We start from the raw sequence: 20232 nt of genomic DNA, 5'->3' as shown, positions 1-20232 counted from the left end.
AAATCGCTCTATCTCAGGAAATCCACCAAGCTCGGCTGAATTAATCGCGATCCTGCCGATAAAGAAGCCTGATATACGTTTTCATCCATTTTAATATTAGTAATCACTTTAGCGATATCGGCATCTTCCGTCTTGGACAGCAAGCTGGTCACATTGACGTCAATATCCTGCAATCGGTCCGCCGCCAGTTGGATACGATTGGCTTTGGCTCCAACGTCCGAACGTACGCCAAGAAATGAATCCATGCGCTGGTCAAGCTTACCCAAAGCTGTAGATACGCCGTCATAATTCTGATCGCCCAGCGCTTTGGAAAGGTCTTTGAACACTTGAAAGATGTTAGTTTCCGCACCCGGTTCACCGAATACTTGATCAGCCGTCTTGTTGACAGCCATTCGGACGCCTAAACCGATTTCGAATTGAATCTCGCGCGTATCCGTTATGGCATTCATAGCGTCCTCTTCATCGGGAAAAGGCTTAAGGTCGGTCATTTGCCCGCTAAATACATATTTGCCGTTGAACTGACTGTTTCCTATATTGACCATTTGTCCGTACATTTGGTCGACTTCGATCCGCATAGCTTCCAGCGATTCCTTGGAATTCGTCCCGTTCGCCCCTTCGACGGCCAGTTCCCTTACGCGATGTATTACTTTTCCCATCTGATCGAGCATCGTGTCAGTATAGTCCATCCATGACTGCGATGCAGACACATTACTCTCATATTGTTCATTAACATTAAGCTCGCTGCGGTAACGCATGGAGAAGCTGATACCGACGGGGTCGTCGGAAGGCTTGTTGATTTTCCGGCCGGTGGAAAGCTGATCCTGCAGCGTTTGCATACGGTTCATGTTTGTGTTGATGTTTCGCAGCATCTGCGAGTTCAACATGCTCTGGGTAACACGAGTTCCCATCGATTGCTCACCTCAATACTAGTTATCTGCCTACGACGCCCATGCCGTTGATAATCTTATCCAGCACCTCGTCGGCCGCCGTCAGTGCTCTTGCCGCCGCGTTATATGCGTGTTGAAATTTGATCATATTGGCCATCTCTTCATCCAATGATACTCCACTAACCGCTTGTCTTCTGGCATCGATCTGCTCGACAAGAATCTGCTGGTTGTTCGCCTGACGATTCGCTTCCTGCGTCTGAACGCCGATCTCTCCTACGACCGCACGTAAAAACTCGTCGAACGTTCCGCCGTTCAATATGATTTTATCGATTCCGGAGGTGTCGAAGTTAAACTTCTGATTGCGAATACCTGCGATTTGCAGAGCAAGCTCATTGTTGCCCCTAACCACCTTCAAAACGCCATTCGCATCCGTATAGGTCGCTTTCGAAGCCGCGATGTTCTCGACATTGTTGGTAATGACGGTGTTAACCCGCATTCTCTCCGATAGACTGGTGGGCGGCGTCGTTTGCGGCACGAAAACGAAGAAATCCTGACCGAGCTCGGTCGGTTCTTTAAGCGTATATCCTTGCTTATGAACGCTATTGATGCCGTTTGCCATAGTCGATACAAGAGAATCCAACTGATTCTGATACTCGACGACAAGTTTATTCTTCGAATACATCAATCCGAACAGCTCACCGCTGTTTAAATTGCCCGTTCCGTCCACAACATAGTTGGCGTTTACCATGTTGAGATCAAATGGGACCGCCGTATCGCCGTTAACCAGCTCCACATTGCCCATTCTGACCGTATAGCCTTGCTCTTCTTCAACCGATGTAATATTGATGATTTTGGATAAGTCGTCCAGCAAAACATCACGTTGGTCACGAAGATCATTCGCATTGTTCCCTAAGGTCTCGATCCGGTAAATCTCATGATTCAAACTTTTGATTTGACCAAGCAGCGAGTTAACCTCGCTTGTTTTGACATCAATGTTATCCGTAAGGTCGGCGGACAAATCCTTAAGCTGTCTGGCTGCATGGTTGAAAGCGTCGGTCAACGCCAATGCGCTTTCTTTAACTACCGCACGCGCCTCCAAATTATCCGGCTGTTTGCTCAGTTCCTGCCAAGCATTCCAAAACCCGTCCAATACTTTCCGTATCCCGGTTTCCGACGGCTCGTTGATAATCGCTTCCAGCTTCTCAAGCGTGTCTCTGCGTACCGACCATTCGCCGAAGCCTTTACTTTCGTTGTAGAACTGCTTGTCCAAAAACTGCTCGCGAACCCGCGTAATCGCGTCGAACTCAACGCTTTGACCCATTTGTCCAGGTACGTCGCTTCTCATTAAACCGGGCGCTTCGATCGGCCGGGCCGCCACCATGTGGACGACCTGACGGGAAAACCCCCGCGTATTGGCATTCGCAATATTATGTCCTGTCGTTTGTAGAGCGGCCTGCTGGGTAAAGAGGCTTCGCTTGGATATTTCAATATTCGTAAAAGTCGATCTCATGCTTGCACCTCCTTAAGCTCTTGTATCGAACAAGCCGCTTCTTTTCGTTCCTGCGTATTGATTGGCCGGATGCTGATAGGTGGCCTCGTCATCGGGCGGGCCGACAATCAGATCCAAGGAATACTCGATATAGGTAAGCGATTGCTCGATCAACTGCTGATTTTGTCCGTTGACTTCCTTCAGCCGCTCGATCGTATTCAGAAGCTTGCGCTGCGCCTCTTGAATCGCTTGCTTTTCTTCCATTTTGACTATCAATTTGACGATGTCGCTTACCGTAATATACGGATGGGGCCGATAACCCTTAGCAGTCAAATATTGACCTACCGCCGATACCCGCTGCTGATCGAGGGAGGCGATATGCGCAGTCAGCCTGGATTCCTTCCCAACGATTCTGTTCAGTTCTTCTACGTTGTTGCGTACTATGACTTCGGTCTTCTGCTCGCTCAAGGCAAGCAGCTGCTCGTGTGCTTCAATCAGTTGGGACATCACGTCCATAATCGGCCCGATCGCCACGCAAAATCACCTCTTTCTCCCCTAAACGATTACTTCAAGTATGGCAGTATTTTCTCGGCTATCTGACGGGCATCGCGATGATAGGTTCCGGCATCGATGGACTGCTTAAGCTCATTGAGCTTCTTGTTGCGAACCTCTTGATCCTGCGTGCTGACCCGCTGCGTGCCAAGCAGTTCTTGCGCCTCCGCCGATATTTGCACCTCGTCCCTGCGTTTCCCCTTCTTGCCCGTTATGCTGTGGTTCGCAAGATTGTTGTTCTTATAAGGGTTAACGGCGTTGATCCGCTGCGTTTCGTTGATCTTCAATGTACTCACCTCTTTATGCTACGGTAAACAAAATAGACCGATAATCGTTATACATATTATCGGTCTGCTAACAGCAAAACTTTATATAAATCACGTGATTTTCCTTTCTACTTAAAATCCCGTCCAAGTTCCATATCCGCCGGAGCTTGAACGGCGCAAGCCCTCGCCAGCGCGTCTCTCCGATATTCCCCTGGCGTAAATCCGCTAATCCGCTTGAACATGCGAATGAACGAGTTGACATTCTGATAACCGACCTGCAGTGCGATTTCCTGGATGCGCATATCCGTCTGGCTCAAAATTTCTTTGGCACGGCTGATGCGCACCTCATTCAAATAATCGATGAACTTCTTCCCGGTCTTCTCATGGAAATACGCAGACAAGTAGCCGCGGGACAGCTGCAATTGGTCGGCCAGCTGCTCGAGTGAGATGTCCTCGCCGTAACGTTTGCTCAAATAGTCCAGAACGTAATCCTTGATTGGATCCTTCTCCGCGTTTCTGTCCTGAACCGGCTGCATCGCTCCGTTAATAAACTGTTGGAAACACAGCTTGTATTCATCCAGCGTCACGCATTCCTCCATCAAAATGGAAGGGTGATGCCCGTTGAACAAGGGGCCGATATCAAGTTTAAAAGACGTCAGCGTTTGCATCACTTTGAGGACGACTTCCTTGCCAAATTCGGCAAACTGCTGCGCATTGGCCTTATTCTTCTCCATATAATCCAAAAATCGATGGATCTGGTCCGTCGCCCTATCCGCGTGACCGCCTTGCAGAGCGGCAAGCAGCTCCTGCTCCTGCGAAACCGACAGCCAGAACGTACGTCGATCAGGCTCTAAATCCGTTATGAGTTGGGTCTCCCGATTCAACATACGCCTTGCAATCATTTCACGTGATTCTTCGTATGCTGCGGCAAGCTCCTCAGGATGACGCCTTACCGGACGGAAGGCTAACGTAATCGAACAATATTCCTTGTCGGCGCCAAGCATCCCCTTGATTTGGTGCAGCGCGTCAAGCACTGCATCGGCGCTCTCTTCCTCGAAGATCAAGGATAGAATCACTTCCTTCTCAAGCTGCAGCGTTACATAATCATGGAAACTTCCGCTCATATGCAGGTGGATAAATTCCTTGATGTAATAGGAGGCCTTCTCTTGATCATCCGGCATCAGACTGCGGAAATGCTTCGTAAACGCAAGTTGGAAAGCGACGAGATAGAACGGTTTGTTCATTTCGATCAGCTTGCGCAATCCATCCCACTGATAAATGTTTTTGATCTGATTGATGTACCCGTAATTTTTCAGCAAATCGTTCTTCATCTCAATATCATGATGGAACGATTGGTTGGTCCGGATCATGTCGGCGATATTGTCGCTGATCAGATCGAATTCATGAATTTTACTGGGCCGTTTGTCGGAATGCCCGCCTCGCTCTACAAGCTGCACGATCCGTTGAATCGGGCTGTTCAGCTTCATGCTGAGCAGGATGGAAATGATCACGCTGAGCACGAGCGATACGGCAAGAATAACGATCAATACCATATTCAAATGCGCAACCTGCGACGCTATTCTTACATTGGGGATGGCATAAACGTAGGTAAGCCCGGAATGGGCGCCTTTCTTGTACATGTAGTAGTAATTGTCGATGTTCATATAGCCGGTTGTCTGGGAAGCGGTGAAACGATCGGGCAGACCGCCGCGGGAACCGCTATCGTTCGCCGGCGCCCTACGGTCGTTCTCGCTGTGAAAAAGCATGCGCTGAGAGGCGTCGAGAATAAAGAAGCTGTCATCGCCTCCATGCCCGAACGCTTGAAACATCCGGTCGGCGTCCAGCAGCGCAGCGACGATATAACGGCTGTTGAATTGATTCTTGATCACAAACGGGACCAAATCGCCCTTACTGACCACATGCTTGTCGAAACTAATCTCATTGAAAGCAGCCGCGGGAAAAATGCTCAGCGAATAGCTGTCTGTAAACTGCTGCTTCCAGAACAAGGCATTATAAGGTTCGCTGGAGTAGCTTTTGCTGAAAAAATCAGCCGTGCCGCTCAGGCCTTGCTTATCCAGGACAATCGAATTATCGCGAAACAGCACCAGCATGTTTTCCAAAAGAAGCAGGTCGTCGCTTACCAAAGCGCTGATTTCCTTGGTGATGATCTGATGTGCCGTATAGTAATCCAACATATTGTCTTTCTGCAAAATGGAATAAAAGCGGTCATTGAAATAAAGCTTCATGACAGCGCTTTCCACAATCTTGAACTGTTTTTCGTATCGATCGACTGTATTGCTCAAATTAAGCGTGCTGTTATCGATGATTTCCCGTTCGATATTGTTTTTGAAGAAAGCGAAGGAAAGCGCATTGAAGGAAATCAGCAGCACAATGACGATGAGAAAGCCGGTCAGCAGCTTCACAAACAAAGAATTCCGGCGGATGGGGATGAATCTTGGCCGAACCATAACATTGCCTCCTTCTCACGAATATTCGTATCCCGCCACGTGTGAGAAGCGCACTGCAAGTTGGCCGGATCGGGTCCAGCCGTACCGAGTAGTCTGTTTTATATGGCTGCACCGGCAAGGTAGGATCATTATAACAACCCCATCTTCAATAATCAATATTGCGGCAAACCGCTTCAGACAGCGGTAAATATGCTGTTCGTCAGGTAATATTCAATTTGTCAGAAGCGGCTCTGAACGCATACATCTTGACAAATAGAATGTATGCCAGCGCCTTCATTTCCTGTACGATGCAAGAGAAACGGAACCTGACGAGAGGAGGAAAACACATGGCTCGGGTACAGCCCGAACTCTACACGCAGACGCCAAAACGATCGAATCTCCGCCGGAAGTTTCGTGAAAGCAAGTATTTGCTGCTGCTGGCGCTGCCTTGCGTTCTATATTTCTTTATTTTTCACTACATTCCCATGTTCGGCATCCTGATTTCATTTCAGAAATACAATTTGTTTCGCGGGGTTTGGCATAGCGAGTGGGTCGGGTTTAAATATTATGAAATGTTTTTCCAAAACCCGGATTTCTTCAAGCTGCTCCGAAATACGTTCCTGCTTAGCTTCTACTCGATTCTGTTCGGATTTCCGGCGCCGATTCTATTGGCTTTGCTGCTGAATGAGCTGAGGCATGCCATCTTTAAGCGATTTGTGCAGTCGGTCAGCTATTTGCCCCATTTCATCTCGAATGTGGTCGTGGTTAGCATGATCACGGTCTTTCTCTCGCCTTCCGGGGGGATCGTCAACCGAGTCATCGAATCGCTCGGCTTCTCTGCCGTCAATTGGTTGATCTTGCCGGAGTGGTTTCGTACGATCTATGTCGCTTCCGGCATCTGGCAGGGCATCGGCTGGTCCTCGATTCTGTATTTGGCGGCGCTTACGGCGATCGACCCCCATCTGTACGAAGCGGCCGAGATGGATGGCGCGGGGCGCTTCCGAAGGATGTGGCATATTTCGCTCCCCGGCATTTTACCGGTGGTGATCATGCTGCTGATTCTTGATATCGGGCACATGCTAGAGGTCGGGTTCGAGAAAGTATTTTTGCTCTATAACCCCGCCACATATGAAACCGCCGACATTATCAGCACTTACGTTTACCGAATCGGGCTTCTGCAAGGAAATTACAGTTATGCGACCGCCATCGGGCTGTTTACCGGCATCGTGAACCTGCTCCTGCTTGTAAGCGCCAATGCATTCAGCCGTAAAATTGCCAAGGAATCAAGCTTATGGTAAATGGAGGGCATCCGTGAGATGAGAAAATTCAGTTGGTTCGACGCCATCAACATCAGCATCATGCTGCTCCTGCTGGCAGTCGTCTTGTATCCCTTTCTGTACATGCTCAATGTGTCGCTTAGCGGCTCCGTATACGTGATGAAAGGGCAAGTGTCCTTATGGCCGAAAGGATTCAATTTGCAAATGTACGCCATTGCCCTCAATGACCAGCGTCTCTGGACCGGTTTTCGGAATTCGGTGCTGTATACGGCATCGGGCACGGCAATATCACTGCTTTGTACGGCTATGGGGGCGTACTCGCTATCCAAAAAAAAGATGCTGTTCCAGAAGCAGCTTCTGATGGCCATCGTCGTCACGATGTTCTTCGGCGGAGGAATGGTGCCTACCTTTCTCGTCGTCAAAAGCTTGGGGCTCGTCGATACGTTCTGGGCGATGATTATTCCCGGAGCGATCAGTGCCTGGTATTTGCTTATTATGAAAACATTTTTCGCCGGCATCCCGCAGGAGCTCGAAGAGGCGGGCAAAATAGACGGATTGACCGACATCGGTATGTTTTACCGCATTGCGCTGCCGCTCTCCAAAGCGTCTTTGGCGACAATCGGACTCTTCTATGCAGTCGGGATCTGGAACAATTTTTCTACGCCGCTGCTTTATTTGCGCAATGCCGACCTCGTCCCGCTGCAGGTTGTTTTGCGAGAAATCGTGTTGTCGGGACAAACGAATCTTCAGGGTAATTTCTCGCTCGGGCGCGATCAGCAAATTGTTGAAGAATCGTTGAAGTACGCCACCATTCTGATCGGAACGTTTCCGATCCTTCTAGCCTATCCATTCCTGCAAAAATATTTCGTGAAAGGGGTGACGCTCGGTTCCTTAAAAGGGTAAGGCAACTACTAATTTGCTGAGGGGAGGAAAGGCGCATTGGCTTCTGTGCAAGCCTGCGCCGCTATAATGAAAAAGGTAACAACGATCTCGCTTGCCCTATTGCTCGGTCTCGCCGCTGGAGGCTGCAGCACCTCATCCGACAACGAAGGGGCTTCCGGCACGGCAAGCCCGGGCAGCAGCGCAAGTCCGAGTAAAGGAACGCCGCCCGCCAAGCCTGCAGAGAAGGTCTCGCTCAATATGCTCGTCCCTTCTCAATCGAACTGGACTTACAGCAAAGACAAGCCGATCTGGAAGGCGATCGAGGAGAAGACGGGGTATTCGATCGAGGGTCAAGTCCCCCCCGGAAATGATTATGATGGCGCTGTCAATTTAACGATTGCCTCGGGGAACATGCCAGACCTTATTTTCATGAGCAGCTTTACCAAGGCAAATAAATATGGACAGCAAGGCGCGCTGGTCAACATTCTGGATTACCTGGACCAAGCGCCGAATCTGAAGAAATGGCTGGGGGCCCATCCCGATATTCTGCAGCGGTTCTCGTCCGTGGACGGAAAGCTTTACGAGTTCCCGAATGACCAGAACTTTGGTCTGGGCGATCGGATTATTTGGATGTACCGCGACGATGTCTTCAAGAAAAACGGCTTGAATGTCCCGCAGACCTATGATGAGCTGTATGACGTTCTTAAGAAATTGAAGCAGATGTACCCGGACAGCTATCCGTTCAGCACGCGAGCCGGGTTCGACACCCTTTCGCGGATGGCGCCGCAGTTCAATACCTTCAATGATACGTACTACGACTTTGACAGGAAAGAATGGCGTTACGGACCGATCGAAGACAACTATAAGAAGATGATTGCGTTCATGAACAAACTATACAAGGAAGGTCTCATAGCCCCGGATTGGCTGACGTTTAACTCCAAGAAGTGGGAAGACAGCCTTTCGAACGATAAGGCCTTTGTCTTTCTGGATTACGTCGTAATGGACTATTACAATGTGCCGCTGCGCAAAGACCGTCCTGACTTCACCATGCTGTTCATGCCGCCTCCTGCAGGATTTGAGGGAGCGAGCCGCGTTAACATTAACCAGACGGCGCTCGATATCGGAATGACGATAGCCTCGACATCGAAGAAAATTAAAGAAGCCATGAAATATATGGATTTCTTCTATAGCGATGAAGGCGAGCAATTGTCGACATGGGGCGTTGAAGGGGTCACGTACGAAATGGCGGACGGGAAAAAGCAATATTTGAAATCGTTCAAAACGCTATCGGAGTTGCGCGAGAAACCCGGTTTGTTTAATTTGGGCACCTATACGCGGATGGATTTTATGGCCACACTGACATTCATGGGAACGGAGTCGCAAGACGCATTCAAACAAGCGGCCAACTACGATTCCAAGCTGCAGCCGAGCCCTCCGTTCACCGACCAGCAGATCGATGTGCTCAATACGGTCGGAGAAGCCGTCAAGAAGTACCAACAGGAAAATGCTACGAAATTTATTCTCGGCAACCGCAGTCTGGATGAATGGGATCAATATGTGGGCGAAGTGCAAAAACTTGGCCTGGATCAACTGGTCAAAACGTATAAGGATGCGTATGATCATGTTCAGAACCGGAAATAGCCGCTGTTTCTCGACAGCGGAATAGTGCAATCGCTTTGATCATCGCGCCGGATCAAGCTCCATTAGATGACCGGCAACGTTTACGAGTTTATTGCCGTGACAGATCCCTGATATCGAAAATACCGTTTCGGTATCAGGGATTCGCATACGATCCGTTATCTTTTGTTTTTCAAACGATCTTCAATTTTAAAGGCGATATGCGCTTCCTGTTTACGGTTTTCCTCCGCACGCAGCGCGTCCTCCCGAGCGTTGGAAACGTCCTTCGCCAGCCGCTGACGGCAGCTTCCGCACATCGCGTTCTCGCGGATCATGGTGCCGCACACTTCGCACGGATACCCCATGTTCGGCAAACTCGCAATCGAAATACGGCCTTCCCGAATAAACTTCGTGATCTGCTTAACCGATACCTCGGTCGCTTCACTCAGCTCGATAATGGTAGCTTTACGGGATTCCCGCAAATACTTCACGCATTTCTCATATTGCTGCTCCAAATCTTTTATGCAGGACGGACATGCATCACGAAAATTCTTCACATAGATTTTGCCGCAGCGAGGACAATTATCAACATTCATTCCCATAAAAAAAAGCCCCCCGATCGATCCAAACGGTCATTCTTATCCACCAGTTTACATGACCGACGCAACATTTGTATAGCTAATTCTCTAATATTTTACAATTCCGTCACCTGGCCCAAGTAATACCGTAAAAAGTTGCGGGCACATGCCGCGCCAAAATCGAAGAACAGTGCTGCAGCGTCGTGCCGGTCGTATACACATCATCTACGATTGCGATGTGCAGATGGTTTCGTTCGCGCAGCATGGGAGCCAGCTTGCCGACATGCTCGCCGTCTATATCGAAAGCGCCCTCGAGATTGCCGAGACGCTCCGCGCGCTTTTGAAAGCTCTGCTTGGGCGTATGACGCAGGCGGGTCAGCAGAGGCATAACCGGCACCTTGGTTTTTTGACCAAGCCGAAGGGCCAACTGCTCCGCCTGATTGAATCCTCTTTCCAGCAAACGCTGCTCGCTAAGCGGGACGTAAGTAAGCAGATCGAATCCGTGCTTGGGCAGGTCGGCCAGCTCGCCATGTTTTCGATACGCAAGCAGCAGCATGTCGGCGAATAAATTCAGCAGCCTTTCGTCGCCGCGGTACTTGAACAACGCCAGCCACTCCTTCATCACCGCATTATAGCGGACAGCACTCCTGTTCTGACGAAAGGCGGGCTCGCTTCGCCGCCGGCAATCGGGACATGCTTCGTACCGGCCGCAGATTTCGCAAATAATCTCGGTAATCCAAGGAACCTTGGCAAAACAAGACGCGCAAAGCCCGAACGGGTTGGAAGCCGCGTTCGCTGCCGCCCGGCAAACCGGACAATCCCGCTGGAAGCCGCCCAGCAACCCGCCGATTTTATGCCCCATGCCGCGCCATAAACCCGCAAATGGCCTACGAGGCTCGCCGATCATCGCTGCACCTCCCCGCTGTCCTGGGATGCGTGCTTCTGCTGCTGCGGTCCCTCATCAAGAAGATACCCTTTCTCCTTCGCCAGCCGGTTCATGCGCTCGATCTGCCGAATAGCCGCCCGCTGCGCTTGCGTACGTTCGTAGGCAATAAAGTATACATAACCAAACGGGTCATCCTTCGATCGCCCAGCCCGTCCTGCCATCTGTACCAAAGCCGCTTCGTTAAACAACCCCGAGTCCGCACCCAAAATAAACACGTCCGTCTTCGGCACCGTTACGCCCCGCTCGAGAATAGTCGTCGTTACGAGCATATCGGTTCGTTTCTCGCGAAAACCGATCACTTTCTCAGCCCTGTCCTCGTCTTTAGACGATGTCCCCTGCACGTTCAGTTCAGGAAACGTTCGGCGCAGCAGCGCAACAAGCGGCTCGACCAACACGATTGCGGGTACGAAAATAAACAGCTGCGCTCCCCTCGCAACCGATGCTTTCATCGCAAGCAGCACGCCTTTCGGAACGGCGTTCAGCTTGATCCAGCTCCTGAGCGGCTTTGACGTAAGCAATACCGGCCCTGGAAGCGGATGCCGATGGTAGCGCACAGGCACCTTCACATGCGGCAGTTTTCCGCTGGATGAGGCCTCCTGCAGAGCCGTGGGAGGCGTAGCCGACAGCAGAATATAGCGCCCATCCTCTTTGCAGGCTTTGATCGCCGCAAACTCAAGCACAGGATTGCCGTGGAACGGAAAGGCATCCAGCTCGTCGATCACGACCAGATCAAACCGCCGCCAAAAACGCATCAACTGATGCGTCGTAGATAGCGTAACGCTGCCCTGCTCCCAGCGCTGCTTGCTGCCGCCGTACAGCGTTACGATTTTCTCGCCCGGGAATGCTTTAGCAAGTCGAGGCATCAGCTCGAGAACGACATCCCGCCTCGGCGTCGCGATCAGCACGTTCCGTCCTGCGGCCAGCTCATGCGAGACCAAGGGGTAAATCATCTCCGTCTTGCCCGCACCCGTGACAGCCCAAATAAGGAAAGACGGCCGATCCTCTTTCACGTTCGCATTCGGATGTATAGAAGCGTTCCCTGACAAAGCTTGGCGGCCATGGGAGCTTGCCGAACCCTTTTTCGCCCGTACATCTTCATTCGACTTCATACCCGCAGCCGTTTCCTTAAGAAAAAGCAGCGCCTTGCCCGACGCCTCCGTTTGCGCCGGACTGAGACCCCAGGGCCGCAAATGGGCCGCCAGCCCGTCCATTTCTTGAGCAGCAGCGGCGCCTTTCGCACCTAGCGCAGCTCCTGCCTGATACGATCTTGCATGACGGACCATATGCCGCTCCTCAAGCAACCGGCCACCAGTTGCACTAACTACGGAGTCACGTTCCTCACCGGTCACACTTCCTTCGCCCAAAATCAGAAGCGTACAAAACCGCGAACGCCCCATCGTCAAGCACTCTTCGCAGTAGGGGCAATCCGTCCCGCAAAATAAACAGCGGCTCCAATACATTCGTTTATCGCCGCTTCCGCAGCGACGGCATGAATAGCTTCGTACGCGCCGCCAAAACCAGCCGTTTTCCCGGCAGCGAACCGCATTCGTCAAAGTCACATGGCCCTCCAATGCGGCCAGTTGGACATATGGAAGCCAACTATCCACTACATGGCCAAGCCCATGCGCAGTCAATAAGCTGTGGAGCTCCTCCGGAAGCAGAGAGCGGCCTTGGAGCAGCTTCGCAATTTTCTCTGCCGTCGAGCGATCCGTCCCCGAGAAATCATGAACGCTTTCCCCTGAAAGCGGTCGCTCCTTAAATTTCACGTTCCGGAGCAGCTGGGAACCGTCACCCGATTCCCGTAACCTTTTCGTCAATTCCCTCCTGACATGTTGATGTTGGCTAGGCTGAAGCCTTCGCAAATTAAGCGTATCCCGTATCCATACGGCTTGTCCCCACGATAAGGCAGGCTCGAGCGATACGATGTCCCTTGGTCCATCATATTGCCGAAGCCAGTAAGCAAGATCGATGCGAAAATCCGGCGTCGCGCGCCAGCTCCACTCGCCCCCGCTCTTAACGGCATATAAGGTTGCCTTCATGCATCGGCTCCTCTTCGAAAATTCCAAGTCTCGCCGTGTTGTTCATCCTCATTCGTCTTCCATCATTCGCTCTAGTCCGGACGCGTCTCTTCAGCACCTTTTCAACAGCTGAAAGCGTTTACCACTGAAGAACGGCTAATCGCCTGTAAGGGGTTAGCAAATGCAGCCTGAGTACAATCAATCGCTCCCCCTGCCAGTCGTCCATATAGTTGTCTATATCGTCAACACGCTCGTAGATGTCTATATAATCCCGTTTGCGCCCATATTGCCGGGCAATATGCAGCGTATCGTCGGTCGATCCGTCATCAAAAACCGCAATGGCCACATGACAACCGCGCCATCTTGAAAAAAACCGAAGCGATCGCAAATACCACTCCATATGCTGTTCATTATTGCGGGTAATCAAAATAAATCGGATGGTGCGTCTTCTTTTCTTGTTCTGATCCAAAGCATACCAAACATGAACGAGTACCGCACTCAAGCCGTACAAGCCGAAAAACAACAGCAACCCTACGATCATCGCGGCTCCCTCCCTTACGGATAGTATATGCCGCAATGCTTGGCGGAGTTCCTGTTACTTTCGACTCGCCATACTATTCTATTGCAGTACTAAGCGCAGCGCCTATGTACTAAAGCGTGACCCATCCATTTTTGATGGCGATGATTACCGCTTGCGTCCGGTCATCCACTTCCATTTTCTGCAAAATGCTGCTAACGTGGTTTTTCACCGTTTTCTCGCTTATAAAAAGGAATTCGCCGATCCCTTTATTGCTTTTGCCTTCAGCCATCAGTCGAAGCACTTCCGCTTCGCGGCGAGTGAGCGGGTTATTCGAGGAATGAACGAATTTGACGCCCGCTTCCTTCACGGCCGTTCCGCTTGCGGCTACGCCGACTTCATCCAAATAGGTCATCCTGCGAAGCTGATTGATCAGCTTGCCTGTTACCTTCGGGTGAATATAAGCATGGCCGGCAACAACCGAATGAATGGCATTGATAAGCGACTCCGCTTCCATATCCTTCAGTAAATAGCCCGATGCGCCTTTGCGAAGCGTTTCGAACACATAGCTTTCATCGTCATGGATAGAAAGAATGATAACCTTTGTTTCCGGGAAAAATTCCTTCAGCTTCTCCGTCGCGACAACGCCATTCTCCACCGGCATGTTGATGTCCATCAACACGATATCCGGCTTCAGCTCGTTGCAGAGCTCGATGACTTGGATGCCGTCTCCGCATTCGCCTACCACTTCAAGACCTTGCTCCATATTGATAATTCGTTTGACGCCTTCGCGAAACAATTGGTGGTCGTCGGCTAAGACCAGTTTAATGTTTCGTTTTGCGCTAGTCATTTTGTCCATCCGTTATATTCCTCCTCTGTTCGGAACCGATCGGAATCAGCATTGATATTTTTGAACCGGCATTCGGGCTGGACTCGATATCCATCCTTCCTTCCAGCAGTTCGACTCGTTCACGCATGCCCATCAATCCAAAATGGCTTCCTTTAGCGATCTTCGCCTCGATCATCCCTACATCGAAGCCGACCCCATTGTCTTTGACGGCGATCTTCACCATCTGGGCTTGGAAAGTCAACTCCAGCGAGATATAAGAAGCGTTCGCATGCTTGAGCACGTTCGAAAACGTCTCTTGGACCAATCGGAAGACGGCCACCTCCATACCCGAAGGCAGCCGCATCTCCCTTCCAATCAGTTCTATCGAGGCATGTATTTTCGTGCGTTCCTCAAAATCCTGCACAAATCGCCGCAGCGTAGGAACAAGTCCCAAATCATCAAGCGTCATCGGCCGCAGGTTGAAAATGATTTTCCGAACTTCCTCAAGACCGCTGCGCACCTGCCCTTTGAGCTCGATCAGTTCGTCTTTTACGGCTTCCTGTTGCCCTTTGGCGAGCATACGTTCGGATATTTCGGCACGCAGTACGACGTTCGCCATGGTTTGCGCCAGCCCATCGTGGATCTCCCTGGCAATGCGCTTACGCTCCTCCTCTTGGGCGAGCGTAATTTTCAAGCCGATCATCTGTCTGTTCTTCGCCGATTCCAAAATACGCGTGACCTGGTTCAAGTCGCCCGACAAATATTCGAGAACTACGCCCACTTGGGAAACGATCATTTCTGCGCGTTCGATCTGCTTGTCCACGTTTTTGATCCGCTTCTGCAAATCATCGCGGCGCTGCCTCAGGTGCGCTTCCTTCTCCCTAAAAACCGTGAGCTGCAGCTGCAGCTGAGTAGCGGCGTCATAGGCGATCTTTATATCTTCTTCCTTGAAACGCCGGAAATCCCGGCTCACCTCCGTGAGCCGGATTCTCGACTTTTTGTATGCGAGCTCGAGCTTATCGACCTGATCGATCGCACTGCCTGCTTCTTCCATGACCTGCTGCAGCTCTTTGTTAAGCGTATCCCGTTCCGCACGGGCACTTTCACAAATTTCAAAAATCTGATATTTGCTGCTCTCCATTACGGATATCGCATTTTTTATGACACGATCAATTGCATCGACTTGCTGCAAGCTGCCCAAACTCCTTTATACCCATCTAAAAACCAAGGATAAACGGCTGCGCCGTCTTTTCCGAAGGAAGAGCGCGTTTACCGGGAAATCGAACAATCAGCAGATACACTTTCTGAGATTTCAAGATACAGACGCCACAGGACGATTAGTCTTTTTCCAAATTCCGCAAAAGGCGTTTGGTATAATAGTATCATATTTGCCGATGTTTGAAAGTGCTATGGAAGTACTATTTTACTCCAGCGTTACCGTCTTCGTTTCTTGATCCCAGCTTACTTTCCATCCTAAATTCTCAGATAGAATACGAAGCGGCACCATCGTAAACTCGTTCATAAGCACAGGCGGCACTTCGGCTGTCACCAATTTCCCATTAATATTCAATTCCTTGTTATCCAACCAAAGTTCTACCATTTGAGAACCGCGATAAATTGTAACCTTGCGTTCCTCGTTCGTCCAGAGAACCTCGCCCTTCAACGCCTCGACTACGAATCGGCCCGGAACCAGCGTGTTTCCTTCTACAATTACCGGCGCTTGCTCGATATCTACCGGGTTACCGTTCACTTGTACCGTTTTTTTGTCGACCGTCAGTTTAATCTGATTTCTTGGAAGCTGTTGAGCCTCCGTTTGGTAATGGAAGGTCAGATCGTCAAAAACGATGGAGCCCTTCAATTCCCGTTCGTCTTGCCCTTGCTCAGGATTGGCCACGTATATTTTGCTCAATTTGATCGGATAGGTCATCGAATAGCTTGCCAGGTTGGCCGTGACCGTTTTCCAATCTCCCCAGTTGATCGATTTCGTGAATTCCACAAAAAACTTTTTACCGGTGGCGTCGAAAATCTCAGCCCGCAGCCAGTTTCGGCTGTTGTCGCCTTTCACGTTCATGCTAAGCGACTTCGGCTCGCCCTCGATGGCGATTCCGCCTTCGCTAAACACGGCATAAGCGGCCTTCGTCCCAGTCCCTGCCGTCATGTCGTAGCCTAAATACACGGCGTTGTTGACACTGCCTGCAGCATTGCCAAAGCCCGGTACGCGCTTCACTTCGCCTTTGACATCGGCCGATGAACCCGCGAAGGTCGTTGCAAAATTCGCTTTGTCAAAATCCGCCCACAGCTTTTTGTAGCCGATCCCAAGCGATGTGATGCTGCTGAATCCGTCGTAACGCGCTATAAGCTCGACCGATTTCACATCGGTTATCGATTCCAATTGAAGCGTATCGCCGGTTATTTGACCCTTGGCGCCTTTAATTTCCCATTGGAACAAATCGCCGGGGAGCTGTTTCTCGGCACCTGATTTGGTTTTGACGCGAACGCTAAGTTTGATTGGCTCGTTGCTGTCCGTTATGACGCCTACGGAAGGCTCTATGACCATGCTGGCGATATCTTCCCTGCCGACAACCTGAACGTCGTAGGTTTGTTTAATATTGCCCGAAACGGCCGTAAACGTCGTTTTCCCTTTTTGCGTGGCCGTAAACGTATTGCCGTCCCAAGTGCCGACCGGTTTGCTTGAAGACCAGTCTGCGGTTATTTGACCCGCTTGGAACGGATTATAGTACTCATCGTAACCGGATACGTTGTAATTAGCCTTCTCGCCTACGAGAAGCGAAGTAGGACCGGTTACTTTCATGCTGAGCGCTTTGGTGCCTTTAGGCGCCGTCGAAAATACGCCCAGACCGTTGACTACCGGACGTTCATAACCACCCGGATCGTTTACTAGCTGTACATTGTTCTCGCCAAGCGGACGGGAGACCATTTGCGTCGATCCGCCGCCGTCGAGGTTCATTCCCTTCCAGACGCCAACCTTGATCATCACTTTTTGGAGCTCCGCAAGAGTCAAGCCGTCGCTTTCGCTGCTTTTATCCGCTGCAATCATATACACATAACGGCCGTCCTGGGAATAACCGACGCTAGTACGGGCGACCGGAGACGAACCGCTGACGCTTGAGGACGGGCGTGAAAACTCGGCCGGTTTCCCCCCATCGACAAGGATCGTATGACCGCCAATCATCATTTTGAACGTTTTGGCGTCATAGCTTAATGTCGGGTCCTGCGCATACACCTCATAGTTGGCCTCGATTTTATCGCCTACTTTGATGTGATCCATCACGAACTGCGCTGCTTTGCCTTCCGTTCTAAGTATGTATCCGTCTTCCGGAGCTATCATAGGAATTTTGCCGTAACGGACGATCTCTTTCACTATATCATTCTGAACCAGGACCTCCGTTAAGTCCGTATTCCGGTCGTTTGCGCGATCATCCTGTCCCCATGTGCTAGTATAAATAAACATGGAATCGATGTGGCTGTGCTCGCCGTTCGGTTCGTACCAGTAATACAGCTTATTGATGCCGCCCAATGGAAACTCCGCACCATCTTTTGCTTTTACCGAGCCTTTGAACGTAAACATTTCGATGACCGGCTTATTGTCCTTCGTCAGCCCGAACGAATACCACCCCGGTAAGAATGGAGGCGTCGATTCAAGCTTTCCGTTCGAAACCTCCGGTCCGATCGGTACGCCAACCGCCTGCGTGTTGAAAAAATCGCCATTCACGCCGGCTACAGCCCCTGTTTCAGTCGCCATGTTGCGTACGGACTGCTTTTTGGTAAACTGGCTGTCCTTGCCTGTCATGACGTCAAGTTTCACGTTGGGGTTCTGAAGATCTACTTGGATGACATTGGCTCCTACTTTAATCGCCTTGCTGCCTCGTGTCGACGTCCACTCATACTTTTTGAGAATAGCGCCTGACGTGATCGCTTCCTCGCTAATCAGTCTGATCGAGTCCTCCGCCGCCGCTGCTATAACGGGCTTCCAGCTCAACGTAACGGGCGTGGCAAGAAGCGCAGCCGTCAGTAACAGCGTCCCCGTTTTTCTTAAGACGATCACCATGCTTTTCTTTCCGTGTTGCCGATTCATTGCCTTTCTCCTCTCCAATACCTATTCCTCTCTATCTCTACCTAATTTAGACTCCTACTTTCGACAAAAAGTTGCGCATGAAAAAAGAACCAATTGCCTATTGCAGACAAATGGTTCTTCCATTATCTATAATTTGAAAATATTTGTCTCTTATTGGAAAGCTTCGGCTTTCAGCTTATCCGCTTTATCCAGGCGTTCCCAAGGAACGTCGAGATCGGTACGGCCAAAATGTCCATAAGCTGCCGTTTGACGGTAAATTGGACGACGAAGATCCAGCTCTTTGATGATGCCGGCAGGACGCAGGTCGAAGTTATTGCGAATCAGTTCGACGATTTTTTCTTCGCTTACTTTACCGGTGCCGAACGTGTCCACATTGATGGAAACCGGACGCGCTACGCCAATCGCGTAAGCAAGTTGGATTTCACATTTATCTGCAAGACCGGCTGCTACCACATTTTTCGCTACATAACGTGCGGCATAAGCTGCGGAACGGTCGACTTTTGTCGGATCCTTGCCGGAAAATGCGCCGCCGCCATGGCGTGCATAACCGCCATAAGTATCAACGATAATTTTACGTCCGGTAAGACCTGCATCCCCTTGCGGTCCGCCAATTACGAAACGGCCGGTCGGATTGATGAAATATTTCGTTTCAGCATCCAGGAACTCGGCAGGAACAACAGGCGCAATAACATGCTCATGAATGTCTTTTTTGATTTGCTCAAGCGTAATTTCTTCTGCATGCTGTGTCGAAACGACAATCGTGTCAACACGTACAGGTTTATCGCCTTCGTACTCGACGGAAACTTGCGTTTTGCCGTCTGGACGCAGATAAGCAAGAGTACCGTTCTTTCTTACTTCAGCAAGACGACGGGACAAACGGTGAGCCAAAGCGATCGGCATCGGCATATATTCCGGCGTTTCGTTTACGGCAAAACCAAACATAAGCCCCTGATCGCCTGCGCCAAGCGCTTCGATCTCGGCATCCGACATTTGTCCTTCTCTTGCTTCAAGCGCCTTGTCTACACCTTGTGCAATGTCGGCAGATTGCTCGTTAAGCGAAGTCAATACTGCGCACGTATTGGAATCAAAGCCAAATTTCGCACGCGTATAACCGATTTCTTTAATAGTTTGACGTGCAATCGCAGAAATATCCACGAACTCCGCACGGCTGCTAATTTCCCCAATAACCAAAACCAAACCTGTCGCTACCGATACTTCGCAAGCAACACGCGCATTCGGATCTTCCTTAAGAAAAGCATCCAAAACTGCATCGGAAATTTGGTCGCATATTTTATCCGGATGTCCTTCCGTTACGGATTCCGATGTAAACAAGCGTCTTTTGCTTGAAGTCGCCATTTGAACTCGACCTCCCAATGATTTTTGAAAAGGCTGCACAAAAAATCAACCTTCTCCAAGAATCAGTGGAGGAGGTTGTTATTCACGACCTTCAATAGTTTATACTAATCGATTTGTCGAGTACTGTCAATAAACCAAGTATAAAAATAGGCTTTAAGGGAACACTTTACATTAGGAATTTCTAATTTTAAGACAAAGAGAAAAGGGCTTCTTCCGCTTTCTGTATGAGACGTTTGGTAATCGTTCCGCCTACGGCTCCTGCATCACGGGAAGCGATATGCCCCCAGTAATCTTCTTTCATGGACCCTGCAGAAATGGAGCCTAGCTCAGTCGCAAATTCGACATCCGCTCCCATTGCGCTCATTGCTTGTTTACCGACCGGTAAACCAAGCTCTGCGGCAATTTCGTACTTCATCATGTCGAGGGCTTGTTTGCTGGCTTGTACTACTTTTTGTTTGGCCATCTCGGTCACCTC

General features: G+C 50.3%; 17 protein-coding genes. 3 read left to right on the top strand and 14 right to left on the bottom strand.

Annotation, left to right across the window (positions count from 1 at the left end; translation table 11 throughout):
• Positions 1 to 8 precede the first annotated feature (8 nt).
• The 5 genes from flgL to DQG23_RS27505 form a co-directional block, all read right to left on the bottom strand.
• Positions 9 to 908: a flagellar hook-associated protein FlgL gene (flgL, locus tag DQG23_RS27525; RefSeq protein ID WP_113034251.1), complete on the bottom strand. Its 900-nt coding sequence runs from the start codon at positions 906 to 908 to the stop codon at positions 9 to 11.
• 22 nt (positions 909 to 930) lie between these two features.
• Entirely contained in the window at positions 931 to 2397 is a 1467-nt protein-coding gene (flgK, locus tag DQG23_RS27520) for a flagellar hook-associated protein FlgK (protein WP_113034250.1), read from the bottom strand.
• A gap of 12 nt (positions 2398 to 2409) precedes the next feature.
• A complete protein-coding gene (locus DQG23_RS27515; RefSeq protein ID WP_238178054.1) occupies positions 2410 to 2910 on the bottom strand; it encodes a flagellar protein FlgN in 501 nt (166 codons plus the stop codon).
• A 29-nt stretch (positions 2911 to 2939) separates the two neighbouring features.
• Positions 2940 to 3215, bottom strand: a complete 276-nt coding sequence (gene flgM / locus DQG23_RS27510; RefSeq protein WP_113034249.1) for a flagellar biosynthesis anti-sigma factor FlgM — start codon at positions 3213 to 3215, stop codon at positions 2940 to 2942.
• Between the two features lie 107 nt (positions 3216 to 3322).
• Positions 3323 to 5662: a helix-turn-helix transcriptional regulator gene (locus tag DQG23_RS27505; RefSeq protein WP_113034248.1), complete on the bottom strand. Its 2340-nt coding sequence runs from the start codon at positions 5660 to 5662 to the stop codon at positions 3323 to 3325.
• Between the two features lie 326 nt (positions 5663 to 5988).
• On the opposite strand from DQG23_RS27505, the gene DQG23_RS27500 reads away from it, so the two are divergent.
• The 3 genes from DQG23_RS27500 to DQG23_RS27490 are packed head-to-tail and all read left to right on the top strand — an operon-like array spanning position 5989 to position 9441.
• Positions 5989 to 6939: an ABC transporter permease gene (locus DQG23_RS27500; protein WP_113034247.1), complete on the top strand. Its 951-nt coding sequence runs from the start codon at positions 5989 to 5991 to the stop codon at positions 6937 to 6939.
• Between the two features lie 18 nt (positions 6940 to 6957).
• Complete coding sequence (locus DQG23_RS27495) at positions 6958 to 7821, top strand: carbohydrate ABC transporter permease (protein ID WP_113034246.1); 864 nt, start codon at positions 6958 to 6960, stop codon at positions 7819 to 7821.
• A 45-nt stretch (positions 7822 to 7866) separates the two neighbouring features.
• Entirely contained in the window at positions 7867 to 9441 is a 1575-nt protein-coding gene (locus DQG23_RS27490) for an extracellular solute-binding protein (protein WP_238178059.1), read from the top strand.
• Positions 9442 to 9596: 155 nt separating this feature from the next.
• Here the strand turns inward: DQG23_RS27490 and DQG23_RS27485 are convergent, their stop codons facing one another.
• From DQG23_RS27485 to DQG23_RS27445, 9 genes are all read right to left on the bottom strand, one after another.
• Complete coding sequence (locus DQG23_RS27485) at positions 9597 to 10019, bottom strand: TIGR03826 family flagellar region protein (RefSeq protein WP_113034244.1); 423 nt, start codon at positions 10017 to 10019, stop codon at positions 9597 to 9599.
• Positions 10020 to 10122: 103 nt separating this feature from the next.
• A complete protein-coding gene (locus DQG23_RS27480; RefSeq protein WP_113034243.1) occupies positions 10123 to 10902 on the bottom strand; it encodes a ComF family protein in 780 nt (259 codons plus the stop codon).
• Positions 10899 to 12980, bottom strand: coding sequence for an ATP-dependent helicase ComFA (locus DQG23_RS27475; protein WP_113034242.1), 2082 nt, complete (start codon positions 12978 to 12980; stop codon positions 10899 to 10901). The genes DQG23_RS27480 and DQG23_RS27475 overlap by 4 nt, the downstream gene beginning before the upstream one ends.
• 118 nt (positions 12981 to 13098) lie before the next feature.
• Entirely contained in the window at positions 13099 to 13500 is a 402-nt protein-coding gene (locus DQG23_RS27470; RefSeq protein ID WP_113034241.1) for a glycosyltransferase family protein, read from the bottom strand.
• Positions 13501 to 13609: 109 nt separating this feature from the next.
• Entirely contained in the window at positions 13610 to 14335 is a 726-nt protein-coding gene (locus DQG23_RS27465) for a response regulator (protein ID WP_113034240.1), read from the bottom strand.
• Positions 14319 to 15497 (bottom strand): sensor histidine kinase, encoded by a 1179-nt coding sequence (locus tag DQG23_RS27460; RefSeq protein ID WP_113034239.1) that lies wholly within the window; start codon positions 15495 to 15497, stop codon positions 14319 to 14321. Before DQG23_RS27460 ends, DQG23_RS27465 begins: the two co-directional genes overlap by 17 nt.
• A gap of 231 nt (positions 15498 to 15728) precedes the next feature.
• Positions 15729 to 18401: a stalk domain-containing protein gene (locus DQG23_RS27455; protein ID WP_113034238.1), complete on the bottom strand. Its 2673-nt coding sequence runs from the start codon at positions 18399 to 18401 to the stop codon at positions 15729 to 15731.
• A gap of 150 nt (positions 18402 to 18551) precedes the next feature.
• Entirely contained in the window at positions 18552 to 19757 is a 1206-nt protein-coding gene (gene metK, locus DQG23_RS27450; RefSeq protein ID WP_113034237.1) for a methionine adenosyltransferase, read from the bottom strand.
• 187 nt (positions 19758 to 19944) lie between these two features.
• Positions 19945 to 20220, bottom strand: coding sequence for an alpha/beta-type small acid-soluble spore protein (locus DQG23_RS27445; protein WP_113034236.1), 276 nt, complete (start codon positions 20218 to 20220; stop codon positions 19945 to 19947).
• Positions 20221 to 20232 lie beyond the last annotated feature (12 nt).

The organism is Paenibacillus contaminans (assembly GCF_003285015.1).
In the GTDB taxonomy this organism is placed as follows: Bacteria; Bacillota; Bacilli; order Paenibacillales; family NBRC-103111; genus Paenibacillus_V; species Paenibacillus_V contaminans.
The sequence above is the reverse complement of the archived record's forward strand: the minus strand, read 5'-3'. Positions and strand labels throughout refer to the sequence as shown.